Annotated in this window: 23 protein-coding genes; 14 read left to right on the top strand and 9 right to left on the bottom strand. The window is 40.2% G+C overall.

The features are described from left to right. Nucleotides 1-28: 28 nt before the first annotated feature. The gene (locus BLV99_RS06135) at nt 29-1258 is read left to right on the top strand and encodes a transposase (protein ID WP_092688752.1); all 1230 of its coding nucleotides are present in this window, start codon (nt 29-31) and stop codon (nt 1256-1258) included. A gap of 185 nt (nt 1259-1443) precedes the next feature. Here BLV99_RS06135 and BLV99_RS06130 read toward each other — a convergent pair whose 3' ends face one another. Then, nucleotides 1444-2505 (bottom strand): coiled-coil domain-containing protein, encoded by a 1062-nt coding sequence (locus BLV99_RS06130; RefSeq protein ID WP_092688749.1) that lies wholly within the window; start codon nt 2503-2505, stop codon nt 1444-1446. 176 nt (nt 2506-2681) lie between these two features. Here BLV99_RS06130 and BLV99_RS06125 point away from each other — a divergent pair, with 176 nt between their 5' ends. From BLV99_RS06125 to BLV99_RS06095, 7 genes are all read left to right on the top strand, one after another. Then, nucleotides 2682-3212 carry a hypothetical protein gene (locus BLV99_RS06125; RefSeq protein ID WP_092688746.1) on the top strand — a complete coding sequence of 177 codons (531 nt, stop codon included), beginning with the start codon at nt 2682-2684 and terminating at the stop codon, nt 3210-3212. Between the two features lie 203 nt (nt 3213-3415). Further along, entirely contained in the window at nt 3416-4585 is a 1170-nt protein-coding gene (locus BLV99_RS06120) for a sterol desaturase family protein (protein ID WP_092688743.1), read from the top strand. Nucleotides 4586-5544: 959 nt separating this feature from the next. Then, entirely contained in the window at nt 5545-6486 is a 942-nt protein-coding gene (locus BLV99_RS06115; RefSeq protein WP_086183266.1) for a transporter substrate-binding domain-containing protein, read from the top strand. 67 nt (nt 6487-6553) lie between these two features. Continuing rightward, nucleotides 6554-7297 (top strand): amino acid ABC transporter permease, encoded by a 744-nt coding sequence (locus BLV99_RS06110; protein ID WP_092688740.1) that lies wholly within the window; start codon nt 6554-6556, stop codon nt 7295-7297. Continuing rightward, complete coding sequence (locus tag BLV99_RS06105) at nt 7297-7980, top strand: ABC transporter permease subunit (RefSeq protein ID WP_092688737.1); 684 nt, start codon at nt 7297-7299, stop codon at nt 7978-7980. The genes BLV99_RS06110 and BLV99_RS06105 overlap by 1 nt, the downstream gene beginning before the upstream one ends. Nucleotides 7981-7994: 14 nt before the next feature. Next, nucleotides 7995-8720 carry an amino acid ABC transporter ATP-binding protein gene (locus tag BLV99_RS06100; RefSeq protein WP_171065358.1) on the top strand — a complete coding sequence of 242 codons (726 nt, stop codon included), beginning with the start codon at nt 7995-7997 and terminating at the stop codon, nt 8718-8720. A 648-nt stretch (nt 8721-9368) separates the two neighbouring features. After that, nucleotides 9369-10556, top strand: coding sequence for an ammonium transporter (locus BLV99_RS06095; protein ID WP_092688734.1), 1188 nt, complete (start codon nt 9369-9371; stop codon nt 10554-10556). A gap of 114 nt (nt 10557-10670) precedes the next feature. On the opposite strand, the gene BLV99_RS06090 is transcribed toward BLV99_RS06095, so the two are convergent. Then, nucleotides 10671-11357 (bottom strand): HAD family hydrolase, encoded by a 687-nt coding sequence (locus BLV99_RS06090; protein WP_092688731.1) that lies wholly within the window; start codon nt 11355-11357, stop codon nt 10671-10673. Nucleotides 11358-11571: 214 nt separating this feature from the next. Here BLV99_RS06090 and BLV99_RS06085 point away from each other — a divergent pair, with 214 nt between their 5' ends. Then, nucleotides 11572-12255, top strand: coding sequence for a phosphatase PAP2 family protein (locus BLV99_RS06085; protein WP_092688728.1), 684 nt, complete (start codon nt 11572-11574; stop codon nt 12253-12255). Nucleotides 12256-12280: 25 nt separating this feature from the next. Here the strand turns inward: BLV99_RS06085 and BLV99_RS06080 are convergent, their stop codons facing one another. The 5 genes from BLV99_RS06080 to BLV99_RS06060 all read right to left on the bottom strand — a co-directional run bounded on the left by BLV99_RS06080 (nt 12281) and on the right by BLV99_RS06060 (nt 19056). Further along, nucleotides 12281-13585, bottom strand: coding sequence for a sensor histidine kinase (locus BLV99_RS06080; RefSeq protein ID WP_167356308.1), 1305 nt, complete (start codon nt 13583-13585; stop codon nt 12281-12283). Nucleotides 13586-13603: 18 nt separating this feature from the next. After that, nucleotides 13604-14281: a response regulator transcription factor gene (locus BLV99_RS06075; protein ID WP_086183273.1), complete on the bottom strand. Its 678-nt coding sequence runs from the start codon at nt 14279-14281 to the stop codon at nt 13604-13606. 10 nt (nt 14282-14291) lie between these two features. Beyond that, the gene (locus tag BLV99_RS06070; RefSeq protein WP_092688721.1) at nt 14292-15950 is read right to left on the bottom strand and encodes a phosphoethanolamine transferase; all 1659 of its coding nucleotides are present in this window, start codon (nt 15948-15950) and stop codon (nt 14292-14294) included. Between the two features lie 141 nt (nt 15951-16091). After that, nucleotides 16092-17198: a porin gene (locus tag BLV99_RS06065; protein WP_092688718.1), complete on the bottom strand. Its 1107-nt coding sequence runs from the start codon at nt 17196-17198 to the stop codon at nt 16092-16094. Between the two features lie 610 nt (nt 17199-17808). Beyond that, the gene (locus BLV99_RS06060; RefSeq protein WP_092688715.1) at nt 17809-19056 is read right to left on the bottom strand and encodes an MFS transporter; all 1248 of its coding nucleotides are present in this window, start codon (nt 19054-19056) and stop codon (nt 17809-17811) included. A gap of 144 nt (nt 19057-19200) precedes the next feature. Between BLV99_RS06060 and BLV99_RS06055 the strand changes: the two genes are divergently transcribed. The 5 genes from BLV99_RS06055 to putP all read left to right on the top strand — a co-directional run bounded on the left by BLV99_RS06055 (nt 19201) and on the right by putP (nt 23926). After that, entirely contained in the window at nt 19201-19824 is a 624-nt protein-coding gene (locus BLV99_RS06055) for a lysophospholipid acyltransferase family protein (RefSeq protein ID WP_092688712.1), read from the top strand. Between the two features lie 69 nt (nt 19825-19893). After that, nucleotides 19894-20811, top strand: coding sequence for a patatin-like phospholipase family protein (locus BLV99_RS06050; protein WP_092688709.1), 918 nt, complete (start codon nt 19894-19896; stop codon nt 20809-20811). A gap of 99 nt (nt 20812-20910) precedes the next feature. Continuing rightward, entirely contained in the window at nt 20911-21384 is a 474-nt protein-coding gene (locus BLV99_RS06045; protein WP_092688706.1) for an NfeD family protein, read from the top strand. Between the two features lie 14 nt (nt 21385-21398). After that, nucleotides 21399-22253, top strand: a complete 855-nt coding sequence (locus BLV99_RS06040) for an SPFH domain-containing protein (protein ID WP_067723944.1) — start codon at nt 21399-21401, stop codon at nt 22251-22253. Nucleotides 22254-22435: 182 nt separating this feature from the next. Next, nucleotides 22436-23926, top strand: a complete 1491-nt coding sequence (gene putP, locus BLV99_RS06035) for a sodium/proline symporter PutP (protein ID WP_092688703.1) — start codon at nt 22436-22438, stop codon at nt 23924-23926. An 80-nt stretch (nt 23927-24006) separates the two neighbouring features. Here putP and BLV99_RS06030 read toward each other — a convergent pair whose 3' ends face one another. Beyond that, a complete protein-coding gene (locus tag BLV99_RS06030) occupies nt 24007-24915 on the bottom strand; it encodes a polyprenyl synthetase family protein (RefSeq protein ID WP_092688699.1) in 909 nt (302 codons plus the stop codon). A gap of 228 nt (nt 24916-25143) precedes the next feature. Then, nucleotides 25144-26337, bottom strand: coding sequence for a 2-methylaconitate cis-trans isomerase PrpF (gene prpF / locus BLV99_RS06025; RefSeq protein ID WP_092688696.1), 1194 nt, complete (start codon nt 26335-26337; stop codon nt 25144-25146). Nucleotides 26338-26407: the final 70 nt, after the last annotated feature.

Here is a 26407-nt window from a genome sequence, read left to right as displayed (position 1 = left end):
ACGATACAACGCCCTCGTAAAACTTAATATGAATCCTCTTTCTTCACTTGCCCCTGCAATTAAGGAAATGGCCTCTGCCCAGAAGTCCAGCTTTGCAACCACTCAGGCCGTTTGGCGATTCCTCAATAATGAAAAAGTCTCTTTCAAGCAATTGAATGAACCAATACAGCAACTTGCATTTGAACAGATTGATCAATCCTCTCACTCTTATGCACTGATTGTTCATGATTGGTCTCAACTACAATATGTGAAACACAACAATAAAACTCAGCGTCTTCAAAGAACCCATCAATACGATACAGGCTATGAATTACAAAGCAGCCTACTTGTCGATGCTGCATCTGGACTTCCTGTTGCACCTCTTGCCCAAACTTTGTCTGATGCAACAGGATGCTATTCAACGTTTACAGATGACTACAGTCAGCGTGAAACACACTTAAACTCTCTTCTTCATCAAATACAGCATATAGAGAAATCTGTAGTACAAAAGACTTTAGTCCATATTATCGACCGTGAAGGAGATTCAATTGCCCACCTTAGACAGATGAATCATCAAGGATTCAAATGGTTGATTCGCGCTAAAGAAGGTCATCGAGTCGAGTATCAGGGTCAAACATACAAGGTGGGCGAGATTGCAGAAAAGATAGAAACACATTCGATCAAAAATATTTCCTACAAAGGCAATCAGCATACTTTGCATGTGGGTGAGACCCATATACGCATAACACGTGCAGCAAAACCCAAGCAGAAAGATAGCTCAGGGAAGCGGGTTGCTCCTGAGCAGGGAGATGCTGTCGATGCAAGGCTGGTTGTTTCTGTCGTTAAGGATCGTGACGGCAAAATTGTGGCGAGATGGTGTTTACTGAGTAATGTTGCAATGGATATAGATACAGCAGAATTAAGTACATGGTATTACTGGCGCTGGACAATTGAATGTTATTTCAAATTGCTTAAGCAGGCAGGACATGACGTTGAAGCATGGCTACAAACGACACCTCAAGCAATCCTGAGAAGACTACTGATCAGCAGTATGGCTTGTGTGCTGACATGGCGAGTGCAACGTGGTACAGATGAGCAGAATGTGAGAATTCGGGCATTTCTCACCCGAATTTCAGGTCGGCAACAAAAAAGAGGCAAGCTTGAAAGTGCACCTGCCATATTGGCAGGGCTTTCAATACTATTGAACACCCTTCAATTGTTGTCAGAGTATTCGCCTGATGAGCTGAATGCGATTGCTAAGATCGCATTCGATTTATAAAAAATGTGTAGATACCTATGCCCTGAGGGAGAGGGAGAATCCTTTGTGAATTTTAATAATTACTTGATACGCAATGAAGTTCCCTCTCCTGAGCAAGTTTTAAAGCACTGCTTTAAAACGAAGCGCAAGTGATGAGCATCCTCAAAATATATTTTGAGTGCGTAAAGGAGAGGTAATTTTAAAAATCACAAAACCCCATTCCCCAACAACATCTCCAAGCCTTTTAACTTACCCATATACTTCAACCGCTCTTTTTCCCACTTTACTTGCTGTTTTAATTCAGCACAATCGGCTTCTAACTTCTTATACATATCGGTAATTTGAATTGTGCCTGAGGACTTTTGAGCTTTCGATTTTGTTTGTTTCGTCCAATTTAACGAATCAATAATGTCATCAATTTGAGCATCTAACTGCTGTTTTTGCGCATCTAAAGCCAGCTTATAAAACTTCACTTGTTCATTACTCAAACCTTTTTGAGCCACTCCTCTATTCTGCTCGACCTGTATTTGTAATTTCAACAAATAGAATAAATCCTGCTGTTCATAGGCGGTATTGGCGTGTTGCAGCATCTCCGTTTTTTCTACTTTAATTTGCTCATCTTGCTCACGGTCAGGGTGAATAATCGAAGCAATTTTTAAATAAACCGTTTTAAGTGATTGCTCCGCCATTTTCTGTGCTTGCTCGCGTTTTTGTTTTTGTCTATTTAACCTGTGTTGTTCACGTTCTACTTCGTGTTGCTGTTCATCATATTCGTAGCCATCTAAATCTACATCGGCTTGTTCATGATCTGAATTCTGATCATAGGTTTCCGTCGAATCATGACTTTCAATCGTTGCCTTTTTCTTATTCTTTTTAGCCTGGTTATGTTCTGCATGTTGTTGGTAAAATTCATCAATTTGAACAACTTTAATCTTCTGTTGTTCAGACAGCACTTGAGAGTTTTTTAGCAGTTTTGCTAGATTTTTAATTTTATTATCTAGTTGTGCAATATCCGCTTTCGAAAATTCATAACTCTGCAAGCTGTTCCATAACTGCTCAAGTTGCTGAAACAGTATGTCATGCAGTTCAGTATAGATGGGAACAAGGGTTTTACGTGCTTGTTGCTGAATTTCGGCTTGGGCTTTTTGCCACATTTCGAGTTGTATTTTTTGCTGTTCAATTTGCTCAATCAGACGATTCAGCTTTTTTTGCTGTGGCGATAAGTTTTGCGAATCTTGCTGCACACTGAGTTTTAAATCGAACGACATAGAAAAATAAGCAAAAGAAAAACGATATCAATAATAACATTCCATCAGCACAAAGCTAATGATGCTTTTATAACGCATCGGCAAAGCTTTGTTAGCAATAAAAAAATTATCCTTCATTAAAGTACTCATCCAACATAGACTAGGCTTTGTACAACAAAAACAACCATGAGGAAAATATGGTACTTACGCAAGCCAATCTTATTTTTAATCAGGAACTTGCTGCATGGGTACAAGCCCTTGGTTCAGTCATTGCAATCTTTGTTGCCGTTGCAGTTCCCCTGCATTTTGACCGCAAGCAGCGTTTATATGAACAGCAAACACTGGAAAACCAAAAACAAAAGTTTTTTATTACCTTACTGCCGACACTCTATCAACTTCGCAATAGCACATTTGCTTTTCTTCAGGAATTTCAGCACCAGCAAAAAAGTGAAATAGATGCCATCAAAACATTAGAGTCCGAATATTTAAACCTGATTCCTGTCTTTGCCAAAGAACTGCATATTTTTGTGCACAGTAATATTTACGATGAACAATTAAATCAGCTGGCTTTTGAACTTTTTCATTCCGAAGAAATTTTATCGCAACATTTACGTCTGCCTTCAGAACAAAAATGGATTGAGCATCAACAAAATTTAATTCAACATGCACAGCAAATTGACCAGTTCACCTCAAAAATCATTCAAAAAATAGAAACCAACTATTCTTAAACCACAACCAAATAAAAGCACTAGCATCTAAAAATCATTTTGATTTACAGCCAAACATGATGTCTTTTTAAATAGACCATCTGCTATAGGGTGCTGACCACTATCCAGCTTAATCATCGACCACCTTTATGAGATTTTTTACATCCTTGATCAATTTTTGTTAACATTCACAGCATAGACAATAATAAATTTTGATATTCACAATGACTGATCAGCTTAGAGCCAAATTCGAAAACCTAGAACTAAATGCTGGACTCGGTAAAATCAGCGCCTTTATTTCTGTGTCCACAGCTTTTCTCTGCTTATTTGGCGCATTGTGCTTCTTATTTCCCAGCGTGCTGACCACACCAGAGCTTCGACCACTGTATACACAGCATTATGATGCGTTTTATTTTAGTCTGATGCTTGGCATTGTGATCAGTGCAGGCTTTGGTGCATTCAGTGCAATTGCCCGTCAAAACCGCTATGGTTTTTATGGTCTCTGCCTTGCATTAATTGCTGCTGTTCTGGGCTGTGGCGTGATTAAAGCGCCTGTGCTGCCCAGTCTGCCTTTCTATGCAGGCTTCGACTACTTTGTGCTGACACTGTTTATTCTGGCTTTGGTCTTTATTCCGCTGGAAGGCTTTTTTGCCAAAAATCCCGAACAGAAAATTCTACGTGTCGGTTGGGTGACGGATATGAAATACTTCATGTTTAGCCATGTCGGTATTCAGCTGTTCAGTTTTTTAACCGTCATGCCTATTCAGTATTGGATTACCCATATTCCAAATAATCCAATTGTCCCTCTGGTACAAGCGCAGCCCATTTGGCTACAGTTTATTGAGTTGCTGATTGTGGTGGATTTCACCACCTATTGGCTGCACCGCGCCATGCATGAGGTCAATTTCCTATGGCGCTTTCACGCCATTCATCACTCTACGGAACATATGGATTGGCTGGCATCTTCACGCCTACATATTGTAGAAGTGCTAATGACGCGATTTATCGCCACTTTGCCAATTTTTCTTTTAGGCTTTCACACTTCAGCGGTGTTTGCTTATTTAATCTTTATTTCTTTTCACGCCATTTTTATTCATTCCAATGTGCGTTTTCGTTTTCCTTATCTGCGCTGGATCATTGCCACACCTGAATTTCACCATTGGCATCATTCTTCTGAAAAGCCAGCCATTGATAAAAATTATGCAGCATTTATTCCGCTTTACGATGTCATTTTTAAAAGTGTGTATATGCCCAATCACCTTGCCAGTGTGTATGGCACCGTCGGTTATAAAATTCCAAACAGCTTTGTAAAGCAATTTACTTGGCCATTTAAACGATATGTAAACCGCATGAAAAAACGTTTTGGCAATTCATCTGACATTAAAAAAGATTAATTAACAGCCCTGCTGACGAGGTAATACCAGTCAGTTAAGAAATTGACTGGCATTTTATTTTTTAAATTCATTATGTTATTCGACACGCGGAAACGTCATCCGCAACTGTTCGAGGCATGAGGTGTATACACCGCAAGATTAAAAAAATAAGGTTTCTGCGATTTATTAATCAATAAAAGGGATTTGGCGAGTTTTGCGGATGACAAATGTTTTTGGTTCTTTTGGCGTATGAGAAACATTGTTTCGCAAGGAATGAACGAGCTCCAAATATCTGATCCAAAATGGTAAGACTCCGTCATGAACAACTAAAAACTAAGGGCTTTATTTCTAAAACCCTTAACTGACTGGCATTACTACAAACTAGGAGCTTTTGTATTTTCTATACGCTGGATCAACATTTGTGGCTTCAAGAAGGTAAAACATTTTTAGCTGCATCTTTAATTTTTAGCTCTTTAAGCATGCCAAGTACAGCCTAAAAAAATTAGCCCAAATCCATTCCCTCTTACAGTTTTTTTGTACAGGTCATTATAAATATTCAAATGTCATTTCATCTGACAAAATTGGCATTAGCCAAACAATTCTCAATATTCAATAAAAAATTTATTTCAGCGATTTACCATTCATCCTACTGCTGTATTTTTTAGAAAATTAGCCCTAGTTAGGCATACTGCCTTTATCTTTTGTCTAAGCTGAACTTAAAAATGGACATAGCTGGCATATATTGTGCTGTACTTTTATCGTAATTTGCTGTTCATAAAAACTGTTTAAATCCTAAAGAGTTACCGTTAACAAATCCGCAAAAAAATTTACTTGAGCAACCCCTCAAATCTCGCTTAAGATGAATTCGATGTGTTTTTTTACACAGACAAAAAAGCCTGATGGATTCAGGCGCTGATTGACGGTTCATCAGTAACAATGACAGCAAATGATAATGAAAAACACAAAATGGAGTTTTATACATGACACAGAAACGCACCATGACCTCTCTACTTTGTGCAAGCGCGCTCATGCTTGGACTCAGTGCTTGTAGCGATAATAAAGCACCAGCATCGGGCGAAAAACCTGCTGGAGATGCCAGTACTTCTGGCACACTCGATAAAATCAAAAAATCGGGCACCATTGTACTGGGTTACCGAGACTCATCTATTCCCTTCTCTTATATTGCCGACAATCCAACTCAACCTGTTGGCTATGCACATGACTTACAAATGAAAGTGGTTGAAGCACTGAAAAAAGATCTGAATATGCCAGATTTAAAAGTGCGCTATAACCTCGTCACCAGTCAAAATCGAATTCCATTGGTTTCAAACGGAACAGTTGACCTTGAGTGTGGTTCAACCACCAACAACAAAGAACGCCAACAACAAGTTGATTTCTCTGTGGGTTATTTTGAAGTCGGTTCGCGTCTACTCACTGCAAAAGATTCTGGAGTGAAAGATTTTGCAGATTTAAAAGGCAAAAAACTGGTCACCACAGCAGGAACAACATCTGAGCGTTATATCCGTCAGCACGAAAAAGAGTTAGGTATTGGCGAAATTATTTCTGCCAAAGACCATGCAGAATCTTTCTTGATGTTGCAAAACGGTCGTGCCGCAGCATTTATGATGGATGATATTTTACTTGCAGGTGAAAAATCCAAAGCCGCTGAGCCAAACAAATGGGACATTGTCGGGACTGCGCCTATCCACGAAATTTATGGCTGTATGTTACGTAAAGGTGACACCAGCTTTAAACAGGTGGTTGATAGTGCCATCAAAGCCACCTACAGCTCTGGTGAAATCAACAAAATGTATGAAAAATGGTTCCAGCAACCGATTCCACCAAAAAATATTAACCTAAACTTCCCAATGTCAGAACAATTGAAAGCACTGATCAGCACACCGCATGATCGCGATCAATAATCCTTAAAAAATAACATTCAGCATCGGGCAGAAGGGATTCTTTGCTCGATGCTTATCGGGAGTTGCTATGAATTATAGTTGGAATTGGGGCGTTTTGTGGCAATCCACAGGGATCGGTGATAGCACCTACTTAAGCTGGGTTTTAATTGGTCTCGGTTGGTTATTGGTCATTGCTATTGTGGCATGGAGCATTGCGATGGTGCTCGGAAGTATTCTCGGCATCATGCGTACCTTGCCCAATCAAACTGCCCGTACTATTGGTACAACCTATGTCACCATTTTCCGTAATGTTCCCTTATTGATTCAATTATTTATCTGGTTTTATGTGGTTCCCAACTTTTTACCCAGCGGCATTCGTGATTGGTGGATTAATGACTTAAGTGCCAACACTACAGCACTAATTTCTGCCAGTGTCGGTCTTGGGTTGTTTACCGCTGCACGAGTTTGTGAACAGGTACGCACAGGGATTGAAGCCTTACCGCAAGGACAGATTAATGCAGGTTATGCAATGGGATTCAATACGACGCAGCTTTATCGCTATGTTGTTTTACCCCAGTCTTTTCGCACCATCTTGCCGCCCCTAAGTTCAGAGTTAACCAACTGTGTCAAAAACACCTCGGTTGCATCACTGGTCGGTGTAGCTGAAATTATTTCACAGATGAAAACCATCAGTGAATACACCCAAAATACCATCGAAATTTATACTTACGTCACCCTCATTTTCATTGTGATTAATGTCTGTTTAATTACCTTAATGACTTTGCTAGAAAAACGTTTGCATGTCCCTGGTTTAATTGCAGGAGCTAAATAATGGAATGGCTAACTGCATTTTTCAATGATTTTCAAAACTCTGCACCTGCGCTATGGCATGGCTTCAGCATTACCTTAAAAGTTGTGGTCATTGCGACCATTGGTGGTATTTTCATTGGGACGCTACTGGCTTTAATGCGTTTATCTTCCAGTAAAGTGCTGAACTTTATCGCGCAAAGCTATGTAAACCTGTTTCGTTCCATTCCTTTACTCTTGGTCTTGATGTGGTTCTATTTTGCAGTCCCTTTTTTATATACTGCAATCACAGGAACCTACCTCACCATAGATACGGCATTGGTCTCAAGTACTGTGGCATTTATGCTGTTTGAAGCAGCGTACTTTTCTGAAATTGTCCGTGCTGGTATTCAGTCTATTCCACGTGGACAATCTGCTGCGGCTTCAGCTTTAGGCATGAGTTATGGGCAATCCATGCGCTTAATCATCTTGCCTCAAGCTTTTCGTAAAATGACGCCCTTACTGCTACAACAAACCATTATTTTATTCCAAGATTCAACCATGGTGTATGCCATCGGTTTATTAGACTTTTTCAGAACCAACTATGTCCGTGGTGACCTCATGTCGCTACTGACGCAATACATTTTATTTGCAGGATTGGTGTATTTCACCATTAGTATTTTGGCAACCTATGCCGTTAAGAAATTACAAAGAAGGTTACGCGTATGAATGATAACAAAGTGATGATCGACATTCAGAACGTGAGTAAATGGTATGACAAATTTCAGGTACTCACAGAGTGTAATACGCAAATCCATCAAGGTGAAGTTGTGGTGGTCTGTGGTCCTTCTGGTTCAGGAAAATCGACCCTAATTAAAACAGTGAATGGGCTAGAAGCCTTTCAGCAAGGCAATATTGTGGTGGATGGCATTTCCATCAAAGACCCCAAAACCAATTTAAACCAATTACGCAGCCGTGTGGGTATGGTGTTTCAGCATTTTGAACTGTTTCCACATTTAACCATTACTGAAAATTTAACCATTGCCCAAATTAAAGTCTTGGGACGTTCTGAAGCAGAAGCCAAGAAAAAAGGCTTAGCCTATTTAGACCGTGTTGGACTCAGTGCTCAAGCCGATAAATTCCCTGCCCAACTTTCAGGCGGACAACAGCAGCGTGTTGCCATTGCTCGTGCTTTAAGTATGGACCCAATTGCCATGCTGTTTGATGAACCGACTTCTGCACTTGATCCTGAAATGATTAACGAAGTACTCGATGTGATGGTGGGTCTGGCCAAAGAAGGTATGACCATGATGTGTGTAACACATGAAATGGGCTTTGCGCGTCAGGTTGCCAATCGGGTGATCTTTATGGATCAAGGGAAAATTGTCGAAGATTGTACCAAGAATGAATTCTTTAATAGCCAACGTGGCGAACGTGCTCAGCAATTCCTAAATAAAATTTTGCATTAAAGCGAAAGGTATTCAAAAAAGCAGATCGAAGGGTCTGCTTTTTTGTTGTGCTTCTATGATTGGCAAGCTAACAGTGTATTACTGAATTCTATAAAATGGATAATGATGCGCCATTCACCTTAAAAGACACATCGTTGTTGTCTCGGTATTCCATTTTTTAATGATTCATTACAGCATGCTTTTATAAAATTGATTATTTCACCACTGGGTTTTTTCGCTTCCCTCCTTTTTGGTTACATTGAGAAATCAAAATAATTTTTTAAATGCACCATAATGGATGATCAAAACTACTAAAACAGCTTCATCAAAATGCATTTTTAAATCTTATTTTTTAATTATTTTTATCTTTTGAATAATTTTTTTCAACTGACAGCATTCAGATTTAAAAAAACTTCAGATTGAGTCAAACCAAGTTTTAAAATTTTATTATTAATATTCAACATCTTATAAAAACACTCTTCTATTAAAAATGCTCCAAAAAAATGCATAAACACCAATATGGTGCACAACCTTGCTTTATATCGAGTCTTGTTATTTTTTAGCACAGCTTAATCAAAATTTCCCTTTCTCGAACATCTTCACGAAAACCATCACATCGTTATACTAAACTTCTTTTTGTGAATTAACGCACTAGAATGGGGCTATAAAATGCAAAATACAGATTTACTCTTTCTCCTTCTTGGTGCAATTTTAGTTTTAGCCATGCATGCAGGTTTTGCATTCTTGGAACTTGGCACTGTGCGCCATAAAAACCAAGTCAATGCGCTCAGTAAAATTTTGACGGATTTTGCCCTGTCTGCCATCGCTTACTTTTTTGTGGGTTATTATATTGCCTATGGACAACATTTTTTCCATATGGGCGCAACCTTAGCCGCAGATCATGGCTATAACCTGATGCGCTGTTTCTTTCTGCTGACTTTTGCCGCTGCTATTCCGGCCATTATTTCAGGGGGTATTGCTGAGCGTGCCAAAATGCGCTCCCAAGCAATTGCAACTTTATTGCTCGTGGCATTGATTTACCCTTTCTTTGAAGGGATGGTATGGAATGGAAATTTTGGGCTACAAAAATGGTTAGAAACCACTTTTGGTGCCAGTTTCCATGATTTTGCCGGTTCCATCGTAGTTCATGCGATGGGGGGATGGATTGCCTTAGTCGCTGTGATTTTACTCGGTGCCCGTCATGGTCGCTATAAAAAAGATGGTCGTGTCAGTGCACACCCACCGTCTTCTATTCCTTTTTTAGCACTGGGCTCATGGATTTTAATTGTCGGTTGGTTCGGTTTTAACGTGATGAGCGCACAGCGTCTCGATGCAATTTCAGGTTTAGTCGCGATCAATTCATTAATGGCGATGGTCGGTGGCACTATTGCGGCAAACTTTATGGGTAAAAATGACCCAGGCTTTTTACACAATGGTCCATTGGCGGGTTTAGTGGCAATTTGTGCAGGTTCTGATGTGGTGCATCCTGTTGGAGCGCTTATAATTGGAGCAGTTGCAGGCATGATCTTTGTGAAACTCTTTACCTACACTCAAAATAAACTTAAAGTTGACGATGTACTTGGTGTTTGGCCACTACATGGTATCTGCGGTACACTGGGCGGCTTAGCTGTTGGACTTTTTGGTCAAAAATGGCTCGGTGGACTTGGTGGTGTTTCCATGATTTCTCAAATAATTGGTACTCTGCTTGCAATCGGGATTGCACTTGCTGGCGGCTTTCTGGTTTATGGTACACTTAAAGTCACCATGGGTATTCGTTTATCACAAGAAGATGAATTTCGTGGTGCGGACTTATCCATCCATAAAATTTCAGCCAATTCAGAAGATGCGATGTTTTAAATCCTATTTTGATTTTCAGCGCGACTCGAAAGAGTCGCTTTTTTTTGCCTCTGTCAATGCAAAATTTAGTGCCACAAGCATCAAAATAAGCGCATAAAGACCAAAAAATAAAGCCTATAAAAACTGCTTAATCTCAGCTAAATTTTGAATCCTGTTTATCGGGCGATGTTCACCAGCATCATGAAAACCTTCCAACCAGATCGCAGTCATTCCAGCAGCGGTTGCACCTTGTATATCATTTATCGGATGATCACCAACATAAAGACAATGTTGTGCAGACACACCCAATTGACGGCTGGTATGCAGAAAAATCTCAGGATTCGGTTTGCTCATACCGAGCAAGCCCGAACTGACAATTGCATCAAAATAATGACCAAAACCCAAACCTTGTAAAATGCTTAACCGTGTTGCATGCCCTCCATTCGAAATCACGGCCAGTTTGTAACCATGTTGCTTTAATTCGGTTAATAATTTTTTTGCACCCGGCATCGCTACTGCTGAAAGGCCAAATTGCTGAAACCAAAATTGTGATAATTCATCCAAATTGGGCAAACTGTGCCATCTCAATTCTTGCTGTAACGCATACGCCACAGAAGCAGCAATACTCGGGTGAGTTAAGTATTCTTTTTTAGGGTAGCCACCATGATCAATACGGCGAATAATCGACTGAATTTGATTGCTATCACCCTGCTGTAATTGGTGTTGATAGTGATCCGCCAAATGCTGACTATAAGCGGCAATACTTTGATCGCGATGGGTTAAAGTATTATCAAGATCAAACAAGACTGCACGAATTGTCATTTTAAAAATCTACGCAAATTTTATGGGCTAATGTAGCACCGAAAATATCTTTGATTATGCTGTTTCCTAAATATGCTTATGACAATTCGATACAACCTAAATCGAATGTAACAGTACTTGCCTCATGCTTTAGCCAAGCCATCCAGTCAGCACTTAAGTCTCAATTAAGTTTTTGTTGTTGTAATAACACAAATAAAATCCATTGATCTTTTCTATGCACGACAAGCAACGCTTCACTCTTTATCAAGGCTGCTTTTTGGTCATGAGCTTCTGCATACTTTGGGTATGCTTTCCTATCGGTGGTTCACTCGATCTTGCCTTGATTGCCCCATGGGTCAATAAATCAGGACAGTTCTTATTGCGAGATAACTGGTATTTGGCCGAGCTAAATCATCGCTATGTTAAAGATCTGTTGATTTTGCTCTATGCCAGTTTTTTGGCTCTATGGTTGGCTTCTTTCAAATTTGAAAGCAAAAAATCGCTACGTTGGACTTATGGCTATTTCTTTTGTATGGTCATTCTTTCGACCTCAATGATTGGACTATTAAAATCCCAATCCGCCCATGCCTGCCCGTGGAATACCACTATTCCTACACCTCAAGGTTTCTTTTGGGACTTTTCTACCACCACGGGTCACTGTTTCCCAGGTGGACATGCCTCAACAGGCTTTGCGCTCATGGCTGGATATTTTGTCTTTCGCCGATCAAATAAAAAGCGTGCTTATTTTTTTCTATTCTCGGGCTTGATTCTTGGTTTTGCTATGGGTTGGGCACAGATGATGCGAGGCGCACATTTTCTCAGTCATAATTTGTGGACAGCATGGATTATTTGGTTAATAAATGTCATCTTTTATCTCTTTTATAATCAAAAATTTAACATTGTCCAAGAGCAATCCTAAGCATTCATCTTGTGAAGCAATGACGCTATAGTGGTAATTGTACATTGACCTGTAAGCCGCCCAAACTCGCACTTTGAGTAAAAGAAATGCTGCCACCCAATCGTTCGGTGGCTTTATCGACAATCGACAAACCCAAACCACTACCGATTTCTAAATGATGATGAACCCGATAAAAACGTTTCAGAATTTTCTCATGTAATTCAGGTGCAATGCCCGGCCCACTATCTTCAATTTGAATTATGGCAGAACCTGCTTGTTCAAATACAGATACGTTAATCATCCCTTGATTGGGGGTATATTTAATCGCGTTATCAATCAAATTAAAGATAATCGAATGTACCGCTGATTCTTGACTGTGCAGCACAATATGGTCTTGGCGCTCCATACCTAAATCAATTTCTTTTTGCATCGCCAAGTGAATCAATTGCTCGACACAATTTGCCGCAACATGATTGAGTAAAAACTGCTGTTTCGTCTCGATCTCTAAAATTGAAGCATCTTGTTTTGCCAAATTGAGTAACTGACTGATCAAATGCTGAATACGGATTAATCCTTTACTTAAATTCTGTAAATCTGAATTGTCAGGAAGTTGTTTTAGTAAAATTTGCATTTGTAAATTTAAGGCGGTGATGGGTGTACGCAGTTCATGTGCTGCATCGGCAATAAATTGGCGCTGTTCTTGTTGTGACTGCGAAATACGCTCAAACAAATAATTCATTTCAATAATGGTTGGCACAATTTCAATAGGATAATGATTAAATTGGATTGCACTTAATTCATCTGAATCTCGATGTGCGACTTCCTCTTTAAAATCATCTAAAGGCTGTAAACTGCGACTAATAATCCAGCTTAAGCCCCAAATCACAAAAGGCATAAACAGCAAATAAGGAATAAACATACTGCCTGCAAGTTCTAAGGCCAAATGCTGTCGTGTCGATTGTTGCTGACTGACTTGAATCTGATAATGCTTTAAAGGTAAAACATAAGTCCGCCAAGTGCCTTGTGCCGTTTGATGGGTATAAAATCCTGCTTTTTCTACAGGATGTACCAATAAATTTAAGGCATGATTTTTATGCTCTTGGTTGGCATAAGACCAAACATCGACAAATAAATCTTCTTCATGATAATGCTTGGCTTGATCAAAGTGACTTTTAATTGGTTCAGGATCATGCATGGCAATGCGTTCGGCTAAATTTTGCATCTGTGCATCTAAAATTTCATTAATTTCTTCGAGCGAAATCCGATACGCAAAAAAGACCAGTAAACACCCTAAGGCGATACTAAAAATAGAAATATAAATGATCAGACGTTTTTTTAATGAATACTGCAATTGCACCAGTTGCTGACCTTATAGTTGTCCAAGTCGATAGCCTAATCCACGAATGGTTCGAATAAAATCTTTACCGAGTTTAGCGCGTAAATGATGAACATACACCTCAATGGTATTGCTGCTAATTTCACTATCAAGGTCATATAATTTATCTTCTAAATTCGCTTTGGAAAATATCTTATTCGGATGGCTGACCAAAGGAATCAGAATCGCCCATTCACGATTAGACAGATCAATATATTGCCCCTTATATTTGGCAATATGCTGTTCGACATCCAAGACCAAATCGGCATAACGTAAAACTTGTGGGCTGTCGTGTAGCGCCAATTCTGCCCCACTACGGCGTAACAAAGCATGAATACGTGCCAATAACTCATCAAACTCATACGGTTTAATCAGATAATCATCAGCTCCCTGATTCAAACCATCGACACGGTTTTGCAATTGGTCACGGGCAGAAATAATCAGCACAGGTAAAGCAGGCCATTGTTGTCGAATTTGTTTTAACACTTGCATACCATCCATCATGGGTAAGCCTAGGTCAAGCAAAACAATATTAAACTTCTCTTGGCTTAACCTTTTTAAACCATCAATGCCATTATTCACCCATTCCACATCATATTGCTGATATTTCAATAACGTCATGCTTGATTCAGCAATCATAAAATCATCTTCAATCATTAATATTTTATTCATGCTTTTAAACTCACGCCTTTGTTTTCAATTGACATTGCTGCAACATATTATTTTTTTCATCAATGACTTGTGTTTTTACATCCAATAAGCTGAGCAAACTTGGAAACAAATTATCTTGACTCAATTCTTTGCTTTTTTGTTGGGCTAAGCAAGTCATTTGCGCGGAATTTTGTTTGCTCCATTCCGTTGAAAACCACATCAGCATTGGAATATGGGTCTGCTGTGTGGGTGCAATCGCATAAGGCGCACCATGTAAATACATACCACTTTCACCCGTCGATTCACCATGATCAGATAAATACCAAAAACCCGTTTGAAACATGCTATTGGCTTTGAGTTGCTGAATCAGTAAACTTAAAACATGGTCGGTATAAACAATTGAATTATCATAACTATTGAGCAGTTCTGTACTGCTACAGCCCTGAATGGCATTGCTATCACAACTCGGTTTAAAGGGCTGAAAAGCAGCCGTTGAACGTTGGTAATAGGCGGGGCCATGACTGCCCATTTGGTGCAATACAATCAGGCGCGGTGTCTTGTCGGTTTTAGGAATACTGGCAAGGTAAGCTTTTAAACTATCGACCAAAATTTCATCATGACATTCACCATCTTTGCTACACCATTGGTCTTTAATTTGCTGTGGAATTTGATACTGTTCAACACGATCACAAGCCCCTTTACAACCTGAATTGTTATCAATCCAAGTAACTTTATAACCTGCACGTTGTGCAATATCGAGTAGCCCTTCGCGGTGACTGGCAAGCTGTTCATCATAATTTGCACGTGACATGCCTGAAAACATACACGGTACTGAAACAGCTGTTGCTGTACCACATGAACTGACATTGTTGAAATTGATAATATCCAATTTAGATAATTCAGGATTGGTATTTTTAGCATAACCATTTAAAGAAAAACTTTCTGCACGCGCCGTTTCACCCACCACCAAAACCATCAATTTCGGTTTCTGCTGCGTGCCAACTTGCTCGAGTAAATGTGCATCTTCACCATAAGTCACTAAAGGTAAATTTTCCTTCGGTGTTTTCTTTTTATAATATGAAGCAAAAGATGAAATCATGTTTTGTGGTGAAATCATGCTCTTTAAATCACGATGTTCACGAAAAATTGCTGCAAAATCAACATAAAAAATAAATAATAGCCCACCAATCATGACCAAAGACAGTACAGAAGCCAGCGCTTTTTTCCAGAGTTGACGAACGATAGGCTCTGGCTTAATTTTGACCATTAAAGCCACAATTATCGGCAAGACAATCATCCCTAAAGTCCACAGCACCAAATGCCATGACCACGTATCACGTGCTTCAGAGGCATCCGTTTGCATCAAATTTTGAATTTGATCTGGGGTAATGAGTACGCCCAAAGAAGTCACTGCATAAGAAGCAAAACCGCCAATAAATAGCAGCGCAATCGTAATGGGTTTCGCTGTCCATTTCCAATTCAAAAGCTGGAAAATAAAATGATACAGCGCCACAATGACCAGTACCGTCGCCCCTAAAAATAAATAGGCTTTCGGACCTTGATAGGGTGTCAAACTCTGAATTTTTTGAAAAAAGGCCAAATTCAGCGCTACCCCCAACCAAATTGCGAGCAATAAATTAAAATAGCTTAAGGAAATTGGCTTAATTTTATTTCTTATTTGGGCAAACATATTGAGCATCATTTTATCGCTAATCTTTTTTACTGATACTTTAATCTAAAACGTGAAACTTAAAAATGACTTAAATAAAAAAAGTGATGTAAACACCACATTTTTATTCACTTAAAATCAGTAACATAAATTAAATACTGATTAAAATTTAAATTCTAAACCTGTTCCTACCACAGGCTGCTTGGTTTCAGCATCAGCACGTTCAAGGGCTAAATAACCTGCATAACCATAAGCTTTCACTTGTTTATTAAATGCATAATCTACGCCTGCAAAAATTTGTTCGGCATCCAAATCCGCGGTCGCATTTTTAAAACTGGTGCTATTTTGACTATATTGGGCTTTTACTGTCCACGCTTTAGCCGTTGGAAGATTATATTCTGCACCCACGAGCCAACCTTGAGCATCATCAATAAATTCTGCCCCCACTGCATTGCCTTCGGCTTGTTCTACTTCTGACGTTTGATACAGGGCTTTAAGTGCCAAACCACCCTGTAAATTCACCCGACCAATGGCACGAATGGTATTCGCAGCAGCAAATAATGAACCACCTGTGACTTCTGGCTCTGAAGCATTGACAAAACCACGTCCAAGGAAGTTACTTGGAATTGCTTTATCATAAGCAATACCTGCAATTACGGCAGGACTTTCATACGCCACGGAAGCCGACCAAGCATCACCTAAACCGCGACCTGCTGTCTTCACCACACCATTGTCCGATTTAATTGCACTGGCTTCACCCGTCGCCAATAATGCATTGACTTTAATTGCACCTGTAGGCAAGGCAATTGCAGGCGACTCATAAACCACAGCATTTGCGACACGGTTTTCACCAGTGAAAATACCACTGACATCTGCTTTATTTGCCACATAGTTATTGAAGGTATCAACCACGCTTGAAAATTGTTTTAATGGCGTGTCATGTGCACCAACTTTTAAAGTCCCCAATTGACGATCTTTTAAACCGACAAAACGGTTACGTTTAGCCCAGTCAGCCCCTTCACCATCGGCATTAAATGCCCACTCAATCGCATAAACTGCATTTAAGCGTTCAGTGAGCTTTTCTTCCCCTTTAATTCCGATAAAAGAACTATTTGAGCTTAATTCCCAAACATCACGGTCGGACTTGGTCGCATTATCTTCAGGTAAATAATCTAAACTTGCATCAATTTCACCATACAAGATAGGTGCTGCAAATGTAGATCCGGCCAATAACGTTAAAGCGATTGCTGCTGCAATTTTGGTTTTCATGTATCAATACCCCTAAACTATTCTGTAACAGATGTTACTGTTTAGAAATATTTTAAAAAATGATTTAAATTTTATTAACTTATCTTATTTAATCATTAGATTTTTAATACATATTAAATTGAATTAAAAAACTTTTACCCTATTTATTAGATAACTTGCATAAATCAAAAAAAATTAATATTCGATTATTTGAAATTTGCACTGCCTCATTTTGAGTACTTCAATTTTTATGCCTTTGCGTAGGCATATCTCTACTTTTGAAAGGCCAAAATGAGGATCTCAAAATATATTTTGAGTACGCAAGAAAAACCTTTTGTTTCCCATACACGACATCCTGAGCCAGTTTTAAGCACTGCTTTAAAATGCAGCGCAAGGATGGGAAACGTGTGGCATCCATGCCACACTCAGGAATCCAATACTTCCTAGAATTTGTTTTTAAATTTTAGCTTTCAAACGATTTGTGTTGATCAAAAAACGACTTATGAAAAAGTCTATTATTTGAATGAATTACTTTTAAATAATTGAAAAACAAAATATTTTCACCATTTTTTCAATCTTTCAAAAATTAGATGAGCAGCGATATAACATCGCTAAAATTCAACCCGTTAGATTATGAAATACTCTTTTTCCACTTAAGGATAGGGAACAAACACATCAGCGCCAACAAGGTTATAAAGGCTAAATAATCGGCATAACCCCATAGATCACCGAATATACCACTCAGGCTATACAGTCCCCCACTCACCGTTGCCAGCAGTGCCACCTGAAAAGTAAAATCTGTGCCAGCCAAATGTTTACGGCTATATTGCATCACTAAAGTCAGCATGATGACCAATAACATGGCTGAAATCATATCTTCGAAGGCATTAATCAAATAAATGATCCACGTCTCGATTTGACGTTTTGCTTCATACTGAAAAGCTAACCATGTGTAGCCAGCCAAACTCAAAATTTTTAGTACAGAAAAACTCAAGAGCGCATTTGCACGAGACATATATTTCAGGCTAATACCTGCAATACCTGCCCCAATTAATGCCGCCAACGCACCCAGCATGGTCACATAAATGCCAATTTGTGAAAATGTCAGCCCCAGATCAATCATTAACGGTTTCAGTAAAGGGCCAGACAAACCATCGGCTATTTTAAAGGTCATTAGTACCATCAGCCATAAAAAAAGATGACGGGTTTGATGAAAATAAGACACATAATCTTTAACTTTGCTCCAGCTAAATAGCACTTGATCGGTCACGAGCTGAGAAGTTTTGAAGCGCGTCGGTTCTTTAAAACATAGAATGGGCAAAGTATTTAACAGCACCAGTCCTGCCAAAACTAAAAAAGTATTTTGCCAATCCAACCCATCCAACGCCCATAAAATAGCACCACCACCGACAATAAAACCTAAGCGTGAACCCACCACTTGAAAGGTATTGCCCCAATGTTGCTGTTCATTTTTAAGCAGATTCACCGCTAAGCCATCGGTGGCAATATCTTGTGTTGCACCCACTACATTCATACTGAGCAAAGCCATAAAAAAAGCCAACAAATACGCGGGTTGATTTAAAGCCTGTATGGGTAAAAAAGATAAACCGATGAGCACGATCACACTCAAAAGCTGAGCCGGAATAATCCAGCTCCGATAATGTCCAAAGGCTGAATAGCCAAAATGATCGACCAAGGGTGCCCAAAAAATTTTAATTGACCACGGCAACATCAACAGTCCAAAGCCGCCAATATGTGCCAATGACACGCCTTGCGCACGTAAAATGACAGGTAAAGCATGCGTCATAAAACCGACAGGTAAGCCTTGTGCCCAATATAAAGAGAACAACAACAAATAAATGTGACGTGTAGTTGGCATAGTCTGGCCTTATGATCAAACCGAGATGATGATTGTTATCAAGCCAGCAGAAGTATGCTTTACATTTTGACAATGAATCTTATTTTACAAAAGCTTAACATATTTAAAATGCGATACAGTTTTGTCAAGAAGAAGAAAAAGACTATGGACAAATATTTTCCAACCTTACCCGATCAGGTTCCTGCTCGCGGTAACTGCTTAAGCCGAAATATTTTTAAAAACCTATTTCTTGCCCAAGGCTGGCATTTTAAAGGTGAATTTCCAAATCTGCCTAAAGCAGTCGCCATTATTTCTCCGCATACCTCAAATATTGATGCGTGGTATGGGTTTACCGCATTGCTCGGACTGGGCATTAAAATTACCATTTTTGGCAAGCATACTTTATTTAAAACACCTTTGAAGCCATTACTCAACTGGATTGGTGTTATTCCTGTACAACGCAATGCACAGCAAGGCTTAACCCAGCAAATTATTGACTTCATCAATACTCAAGCGCAAATTTGGGTTGGCATGGCACCTGAAGGAACACGTAAACGGGCGGAGACCATTAAAAGTGGCTTTTATCGTATTGCTGTCGGTGCGCATATTCCCATTGTGATGTTTTCTTTTGATTATGCGCACAAGACCATTCATTGCTTAGGTGTGTTTCAACCCACTGGTGATTATGAATCCGATTTAGAACAGATCTTAAATCTGTATATTGGTAAATTTTCCCCAAAAAACCCGAATTGGTTAGCCAGACCGTTACAAAATCGTATAAAAAAATAGCTAGTTAAAATGATCATTATCTGATCTCATACGCGCAACTTTTTGTCTATTTGATATCCAATCCCAACTATGAAATTTGTGTCCTATGCTTTAATTGGTCTACTTGGACTCAGCCTGATGGGCTGCGATAAAGCTGTAAAAACCCAACCACAAACGACCACCTTAAAAGCACGTGAACCTGTGATTGCTATTGCGCTGGGTGGCGGTGGTGCCAAGGGTTTTGCCCATATTGGGGTACTGAAAGTTTTAGAATCACATGGCATTAAACCTAAAATTGTCACAGGTACTAGTGCGGGTAGTTTTGTCGGCAGTATTTATGCCAGTGGTAAAACACCGTTCCAGTTACAACAAATTGCCCTGAACTTAAAAGAAGCCGATATTCGTGATTTAACCTTAAACAGCCAAGGCATTGTACAAGGTCAAAAGTTGCAAAACTATGTCAACAAGCACATTGCCAACAAACCAATTGAACAATTCCCCATTCGCTTTGCAGCGGTAGCGACCCGTTTAGACAATGGGCGTAAAGCTGAGTTTATTAAAGGCAATGCTGGTCAAGCCGTTCGTGCATCATGCAGTATCCCGAATGTATTCGTCCCTGCCACGATTGGTGGAACCAAATATGTGGATGGCGGTTTGGTCAGCCCAATTCCAGTCAAAACAGCGAAAGCAATGGGCGCTGATATTGTCATTGCAGTCGATATTTCTGCACGTCCTGTTGGGGATAAGCCACTGAATATGTGGGGCTTACTGGATCAAACCATTAACATTATGGGTCAACAAAGCATTAATGAAGAGCTGAGTCAGGCCAATATTGTCATTCAACCGAAAGTGGGACATTTAGGCACTTTGGACTTAAAAGCCAGCAATCAGTCCATCCTTGAAGGTGAAAAAGCAGCACAACTGAAAATTCGTGCCATTGAAAAGGCAATTACTGACTTCAAAAAATCTCCAGCCGCATTCAAACCTGCACCAAAAGCTAAAATATAAAAAAGATCCTTTTTTAATATTCAAAGACTTATTCATCTGCTAAATTGATATAGACACTTAAGTTATCTATATCAATTTTTACAATACACGAGTAGATGTATGGAATTTGCTTTCGAACCTTGGCATTGGTTTGTATTGGGTGTTGTACTGATGCTCTCTGAATTGGTACTGCCCGCTTTTGCTGCACTATGGTTTGGCATTGCAGCCATCATGGTGGGTGTTTTATTCTGGATGTTCCCGATGATGGGCTTCACCACCCAACTCGTCACTTGGATTATCTTATCCATCCTTTGCACTTTACTTTGGTTTAAATTTATTAAGCCCCTTTCAACCGATAAAACCAAAGCCGGTTTATCGCGTGAAGCGACCATCGGTCAAGTCGGCATGGTCATTCAAACCCATATGGAACACGATTTAATTACGGTACGTTTCCCTATGCCTGTTTTAGGCTCTGATGAATGGAACTGCCGTGCTTTAGCACCCGTTCAGGTGGGTGATCGTGTACGCGTGGTCGATATTCTCGGCAATGATCTCGTGGTTAAACCCCACAATTCACACAATGAAAATATATAAAGTGAGGAAATAACATGTCTGGTGGATCTATTATTGTTTTAGCCATCTTGGTTTTTGCAGGTGTCACCATTTTTAAAGGTGTGCGCATTGTTCCCCAAGGTTATAAATGGATTGTACAACGTCTAGGTAAATACCATACTACCCTGACGCCGGGTCTCAATTTTGTCATTCCTTATGTGGATGAAGTGGCTTATAAAGTCACCACCAAAGACATCGTGATGGATATTCCCTCTCAAGAAGTGATCACCCGTGATAACGCCGTTTTACTGATGAATGCCATGGCATATATCAATATTACCACACCAGAAAAAGCAGTTTACGGCATTGAAAATTATACTTGGGCCATTCAAAACCTAGTACAAACTTCACTGCGTTCTATTGTCGGTGAAATGGATTTAGATGATGCTTTGTCATCCCGTGATCATATTAAAGCAAAATTAAAAGCGGCTATTTCTGATGACATTTCAGATTGGGGCATTACACTCAAAACCGTTGAAATTCAAGATATTCAGCCATCAAGCACCATGCAATCGGCGATGGAAGCGCAAGCTGCTGCTGAACGTCAGCGCCGTGCCACGGTAACCAAAGCAGATGGTGAAAAACAAGCGGCAATTTTAGAAGCCGATGGTCGTTTAGAGGCTTCACGTCGTGATGCAGAAGCGCAAGTGGTCTTGGCTGAGTCATCGCAACGTGCTATTGAAATGATCACTTCAGCGGTCGGTGATAAAGAAGTTCCCGTTGCTTACTTGCTCGGTGAACAATATGTGAAAGCCATGCAAGAAATGGCCAAATCCAACAATGCTAAAACGGTGGTATTGCCTGCCGATATCATGAATACCATTCGTGGTGTGATGGGGCGTAATCCATAATACTTCCCAATTTTTCTAACCAATAGACAGCATCTGCTGTCTATTTTTATTTCAGTTGCGAAAAACTCTGCAATCATTGTGAAATTATGATTAAATTTCGCGTTATTTTTTTGAAATTATTTGTGCTTTTTATTTAAAAGCCTGTATTTCGATCTGCTGTCCACCGTGTAAATGGATACCGTATGAGCTCCCTAAATCCGACCTTAATTACCTTTCTTTTTTATATTGTCGCCATGATTGTGATTGGCCTCATGGCTTATCGCGCGACAAGCAACTTCTCTGATTACATTTTGGGGGGTCGACGTTTAGGTAGTTTCGTCACAGCACTCTCTGCGGGTGCTTCAGATATGAGTGGTTGGTTACTCATGGGACTGCCGGGTGCAATTTATCTTTCAGGTTTATCTGAAATATGGATTGCCATTGGCTTGATTATTGGTGCATGGCTGAACTGGCTACTGGTTGCTGGACGTTTGCGTGTTCATACCGAAGTGCAACACAATGCTTTGACCTTGCCCGATTATTTTTCCAATCGTTTTAACGATCAAAAGAAAATTTTACGTATTGCTTCTGCTTTCATTATTTTGATTTTCTTTGCAATTTACTGTGCTTCAGGCATGGTTGCAGGCGCACGTTTATTTGAAAGCATGTTTGATCTTTCTTACAGTACTGCACTGTGGATTAGTGCTATTGCCACCATCAGTTATGTATTTATTGGCGGTTTCTTGGCGGTCAGTTGGACGGATACCATTCAAGCTGGCCTAATGATTTTTGCTTTGTTGCTCACCCCTGTCGTTGTGGTATTAAGCTTTGCCGATATCAATCAAATGACTTTGGCACTTGAAGCCGCACGCCCACAAGCCATGAATGTCATGGGTGATTTAAGCTTTGTGGCCATTATTTCATTATTGGCTTGGGGTTTAGGTTACTTTGGTCAACCACATATTCTGGTGCGTTTTATGGCGGCAGATTCGGTCAAATCGATTCCGAATGCACGCCGTATTGGTATGACGTGGATGATCCTTTGTTTAGGCGGCGCGGTTGCTGCGGGCTTCTTTGGAATCGCTTACTTCCAACAACACCCTGAACTTGCAGGTGCAGTCACAGCAAATCCAGAAACCGTATTTATGGAACTGACCAAAATCCTGTTTAATCCATGGATTGCAGGCATTGTATTGGCGGCGATTTTAGCTGCGGTGATGAGTACCCTCAGTTGCCAGTTATTGGTCTGTTCAAGTACATTAACCGAAGATTTTTACAAATCATTTTTACGCAAAAATGCCTCACAAAAAGAACTGGTCTGGATTGGTCGATTAATGGTGTTGCTAATTGCACTACTCGCGATTTGGATGGCAGGAAACCCTGAATCTAAAGTTTTAGGCTTGGTTTCTTATGCTTGGGCTGGTTTTGGCGCTGCATTTGGCCCACTGATTATTCTTTCCTTATTCTGGCGTCGCATGACTTTAAATGGTGCACTGACAGGCATGCTGGTCGGTGCTGTTGTGGTCATTGTATGGAAGAATATGTTCAGTGACACAGGTCTTTATGAAATTATTCCAGGCTTTATTTGCTCAATTATTACGATTGGCGTGGTGAGCTTATTGGGTAAAGCACCATCTGAAGAAATCACGACGCGTTTCGACCAAGGTGAGCGCTTATACAAAGATGCTCAATAGTTTGACCTCAAAATAAGCCCATAAAAAAGAGGACTTGATGTCCTCTTTTTTATTCATTAGTTTGGTACTTACATGCTTTTTTAGCTTTTGCGTGACAATAAAAATTGTGAAATTTGATTCAGTTCTACCGCATTGTCACCAAAAATAGTCAAAGCATTCAATGCCTGATCATGCAATTCTTTGGCATAGGCTTGCGCATTGTCTAAACCCATTAATGCAGGATAAGTCGATTTATCAACTTGTTGATCTTTGCCTGCGGTTTTACCCAGTACGGCTGTATCGGAAATAATATCCAAAATGTCATCTTGTACTTGGAAGGCCAATCCAATCGCTTGAGCATATTCACGTAACTTAGGAATGGCTTGATCTGTTCCCTCAAATACAGTGACAGCAGCCATCATCACCGCAGCAGAAATAAGTGCGCCAGTTTTATTACGATGAATATTTTCCAAAGCCTGTTGATTGACATGCTGCCCTTCAGCTTGTAAATCAAGCACCTGACCACAGACCATTTTCGAACTTGCTGTTGCCAAAATTTGCATCTGTTTTAACACAATTGCAGAATCAACTGCCGGCCCTTGATCAAACAAACGACTGCCCAATATTTCAAATGCCATCGACTGTAAAATATCGCCAGCAAGTAAGGCCGTATCTTCACCAAAAGCCACATGACAGGTCGGTTGACCACGACGCAGTAAATCATTATCCATGCAGGGTAAATCATCGTGTGCCAGTGAATAGCAATGGATCATTTCAATGGCAACTGCCGCACGACGCACCGCAGCAGAATGAGCATTTGGCTTGATGGCAGCCGTTGCATAACAAAGCGCTGGGCGTATGCGTTTACCACCGAGCATCACGGTATGATGCACCGCGCCTTTGAGCGGTTCTGGAATAGAAAATGCGTCTAATGCCGTCAATAAATCTTGTTGAATACGTTGCTGTGCTTGGGTTAGTACATGTGCATGTACGTCAGTTAAAGATGACACATTCGCCTCGAATACTTTGCTTTGGTGAGTAAATCTAAACCAACAGAAATACTGCTAGATCTAGCTTAAGCTAATATACAGCGCTCTTGTCATCACGAACAGAGAACTTGCGATTGATCATACACAAGAGAACTGACTTGTCATTGTATTAAGCACCTCGTTTGGCAGCTCAATTTCACAATCACAAAGCGTCATCATACTGCTTTATCGCAAGATTCTCTATCTTGTTTACGACTTCAAACTATCTTCTGGAATACGAACCCAACCTTCCATCAACACTCGTGCACTGCGGCTCATCACCGCCTTTTTCACCACCCATTGTCCAGATTCCTGAACGGCTTGTGCACCAACACGCAATGTGCCCGAAGGATGACCAAAACGTACCGCTTCACGTGCCCCACCACCGGCAGCTAAATTCACCAAAGTACCGGGAATGGCCGCAGCCGTACCAATGGCAACCGCAGCAGTTCCCATCATGGCATGGTGTAATTTCCCCATCGACAAGGCACGTACCAGTAAATCGACATCTCCCGTTTGAATGTCTTTACCACTCGATGAGGTATAAGCTTTGGGTTGAGAGACAAAAGCAATTTTAGGCGTATGTTGACGTTTCTCAGCTTCAGAAACGTCTTGGATTAAACCCATCTGTTTTGCGCCATAAGCACGGATGGTTTCAAAACGTGCCAGTGCTTGAGCATCTGCATTAATCGCTTCTTGTAATTCTGTGCCTGCATAGCCAATATCTTCTGCATTTAAGAAAATGGTTGGAATACCAGCATTAATAAAAGTGGCTTGGAAAGTCCCGATATTGGGTACTTCAAAAGTATCGACCACATTGCCTGTCGGAAACATGGCGCTGCCATCTTCACCATCATCGGCAGGATCTAAAAATTCAATCTGTACTTCTGCTGCGGGGAACGTCACACCATCGAGTTCAAAATCACCAGTTTCTTGGACTTGCCCATGGGTAATCGGCACATGCGCAATAATGGTTTTTCTAATATTGACTTGCCAAATACGCACCGTACAGATGCCATTTTCAGGAATACGCTCTGCACTGACCAAGCCATTGGAAATGGCAAATGAACCGACCGCAGCAGTTAAATTGCCACAATTGCCACTCCAATCCACAAAAGGTTGATCAATAGCCACCTGACCAAATAAATAATCCACATCATGATCGGGTTGTGAACTTTTCGCCAAGATCACAGTTTTACTGGTACTTGAACTTGCTCCCCCCATACCATCAATTTGCTTGCCATATGGATCTGGACTACCAATCACACGTAACAATAATTGATCACGGATATGTCCCGCTTGCTGCGCAGCTTCGGGTAAGTCATCGACTTTAAAGAAAACACCTTTACTGGTACCACCACGCATATAAGTTGCTGGAATTTTTATTTGAGGAGCAAAACTCATTTTTATTGAATCCTTCATATTTATCATTGTGTTAAGTCAAACAGTCTGATTTAACTAAGGCTCATCATAC

Origin of the sequence: Acinetobacter kyonggiensis (assembly GCF_900107285.1) — a bacterium.
Classification (GTDB): domain Bacteria; phylum Pseudomonadota; class Gammaproteobacteria; order Pseudomonadales; family Moraxellaceae; genus Acinetobacter; species Acinetobacter kyonggiensis.
Note: the sequence above shows the minus strand (reverse complement) of the source record. Positions and strands in the feature narration are given on the sequence as shown.

Excerpts from the sequence above, each read along its gene's own strand:
- BLV99_RS06135 (WP_092688752.1), top strand. The coding sequence starts at position 29 with ATGAATCCTCTTTCTTCACTTGCCCCTGCAATTAAGGAAATGGCCTCT.
- BLV99_RS06130 (WP_092688749.1), bottom strand. The coding sequence starts at position 2,505 with ATGTCGTTCGATTTAAAACTCAGTGTGCAGCAAGATTCGCAAAACTTA.
- BLV99_RS06125 (WP_092688746.1), top strand. The coding sequence starts at position 2,682 with ATGGTACTTACGCAAGCCAATCTTATTTTTAATCAGGAACTTGCTGCA.
- BLV99_RS06120 (WP_092688743.1), top strand. The coding sequence starts at position 3,416 with ATGACTGATCAGCTTAGAGCCAAATTCGAAAACCTAGAACTAAATGCT.
- BLV99_RS06115 (WP_086183266.1), top strand. The coding sequence starts at position 5,545 with ATGACACAGAAACGCACCATGACCTCTCTACTTTGTGCAAGCGCGCTC.
- BLV99_RS06110 (WP_092688740.1), top strand. The coding sequence starts at position 6,554 with ATGAATTATAGTTGGAATTGGGGCGTTTTGTGGCAATCCACAGGGATC.
- BLV99_RS06105 (WP_092688737.1), top strand. The coding sequence starts at position 7,297 with ATGGAATGGCTAACTGCATTTTTCAATGATTTTCAAAACTCTGCACCT.
- BLV99_RS06100 (WP_171065358.1), top strand. The coding sequence starts at position 7,995 with ATGATCGACATTCAGAACGTGAGTAAATGGTATGACAAATTTCAGGTA.
- BLV99_RS06095 (WP_092688734.1), top strand. The coding sequence starts at position 9,369 with ATGCAAAATACAGATTTACTCTTTCTCCTTCTTGGTGCAATTTTAGTT.
- BLV99_RS06090 (WP_092688731.1), bottom strand. The coding sequence starts at position 11,357 with ATGACAATTCGTGCAGTCTTGTTTGATCTTGATAATACTTTAACCCAT.
- BLV99_RS06085 (WP_092688728.1), top strand. The coding sequence starts at position 11,572 with ATGCACGACAAGCAACGCTTCACTCTTTATCAAGGCTGCTTTTTGGTC.
- BLV99_RS06075 (WP_086183273.1), bottom strand. The coding sequence starts at position 14,281 with ATGAATAAAATATTAATGATTGAAGATGATTTTATGATTGCTGAATCA.
- BLV99_RS06070 (WP_092688721.1), bottom strand. The coding sequence starts at position 15,950 with ATGTTTGCCCAAATAAGAAATAAAATTAAGCCAATTTCCTTAAGCTAT.
- BLV99_RS06065 (WP_092688718.1), bottom strand. The coding sequence starts at position 17,198 with ATGAAAACCAAAATTGCAGCAGCAATCGCTTTAACGTTATTGGCCGGA.
- BLV99_RS06060 (WP_092688715.1), bottom strand. The coding sequence starts at position 19,056 with ATGCCAACTACACGTCACATTTATTTGTTGTTGTTCTCTTTATATTGG.
- BLV99_RS06055 (WP_092688712.1), top strand. The coding sequence starts at position 19,201 with ATGGACAAATATTTTCCAACCTTACCCGATCAGGTTCCTGCTCGCGGT.
- BLV99_RS06050 (WP_092688709.1), top strand. The coding sequence starts at position 19,894 with ATGAAATTTGTGTCCTATGCTTTAATTGGTCTACTTGGACTCAGCCTG.
- BLV99_RS06045 (WP_092688706.1), top strand. The coding sequence starts at position 20,911 with ATGGAATTTGCTTTCGAACCTTGGCATTGGTTTGTATTGGGTGTTGTA.
- BLV99_RS06040 (WP_067723944.1), top strand. The coding sequence starts at position 21,399 with ATGTCTGGTGGATCTATTATTGTTTTAGCCATCTTGGTTTTTGCAGGT.
- putP (WP_092688703.1), top strand. The coding sequence starts at position 22,436 with ATGAGCTCCCTAAATCCGACCTTAATTACCTTTCTTTTTTATATTGTC.
- prpF (WP_092688696.1), bottom strand. The coding sequence starts at position 26,337 with ATGAGTTTTGCTCCTCAAATAAAAATTCCAGCAACTTATATGCGTGGT.